This window comes from Cupriavidus sp. CuC1 (assembly GCF_044627735.1).
Classification (GTDB): Bacteria; Pseudomonadota; Gammaproteobacteria; order Burkholderiales; family Burkholderiaceae; genus Cupriavidus; species Cupriavidus ulmosensis.
Window position 1 is genome coordinate 1 of record NZ_JBIUHC010000377.1, and the last position, 1,205, is coordinate 1,205.

At 61.3% G+C, this 1,205-nt stretch carries 1 protein-coding gene; it reads left to right on the forward strand.

Annotated elements, in window-relative coordinates; genetic code table 11:
• Positions 1–1,205, forward strand: a 1,205-nt coding sequence (locus tag ACGLHR_RS51730; protein ID WP_400103895.1) for an IS1634 family transposase, incomplete at both ends; no start/stop codon positions are given.

A 1,205-nucleotide genomic window follows, 5' to 3' on the forward strand; every position in this document is an offset into this window, starting at 1 on the left:
CAGCGCACCGTTGCCACCCTGGGCCGTCTTGATCAACTCGGCGACAGCATGGAAGGCGTGATCAATGGGCTGTTGCGCGTCACCGGCCGTCCGGCACTTGAGGCTGCTGCCGAACCTGCGGTGACGTTCGAATCGGCCCGTGCGCTCGGCGATGTGTGGGCGCTCTCCGAACTGTGGCAAGAGCTTGGTTTCGACGGCATGCGCCGCGTGTTCCGACGCACCCGCCATGCCATCGATGTCGAAGCGCTCGTGCGCATCATGGTCTTCAATCGACTGTGTGACCCGGAATCTAAACTGGGCGTGCTGCGCTGGCTGGAGACGGTCGGCCTGCCAGGGCTGTCCATCGAAGCAGTCGACCACCAACATCTGCTACGCGCAATGGACGCACTGGTCGCTCATCAGGCAGAAGTCGACGCGGTGCTGGCGGGGCTGTTGCGTCCGCTGGTCGATCAAACCTTGTCGGTAGTGTTCTACGACATGACGACCATTCGTGCCGAGGGTCTGTCGCAGCAACAAGACGATGTCCGCCAGTACGGCATGGCCAAGGAAGGCATCATTGCCCGGCAATTCATGTTGGGGGTCGTGCAGACGGCGGAAGGGTTGCCGCTCTATCACGAGGTGTTTGACGGCAATACCGCAGAAGTCACGACCCTGAAGCCAACCATTGAGAAGGTACTGAGCCGGTTCCCTGTCAGACGCGTCATCGTCGTCGCCGATCGGGGACTGCTCTCAATCGACAACCTGGCAGAACTGCAGGCGATGACCTTGCCAGACGGTGCGCCGCTGGAATTTATCCTGGCGGTGCCGGGCCGTCGCTACAGCGATGTGGTCGAGTCATTGGAGATCTTCCACACGCAGCAATGCCTACCGGCCAGTGAAGAAGTCCTGGGCGAAGTGCCGTGGAACGGCTTACGCCTGATCGTGGCGCACGATCCCGTGGTTGCGCAGGAGAAAGGCACGAAACGCGATACGCAGATTGCGCAGCTCGAGCAGCTTGCCGCGCAGTGGGTGGGCAAGCTTGATGCGCAAGATGCCGGTCGTCGCAGTCGTGGCAAAAAGCTCTCCGATGGCGGTGCCCGTGCACGGTTCTACCATGCGGTTTGCGAGGCCCATCTGGCTCGTATCATTCAGGTCGATCTGAAGAGCGAGCGCTTCTGCTATGCCATCGATGAGCGCGCCTTGCAGCATGCCCGCATGATGGATGG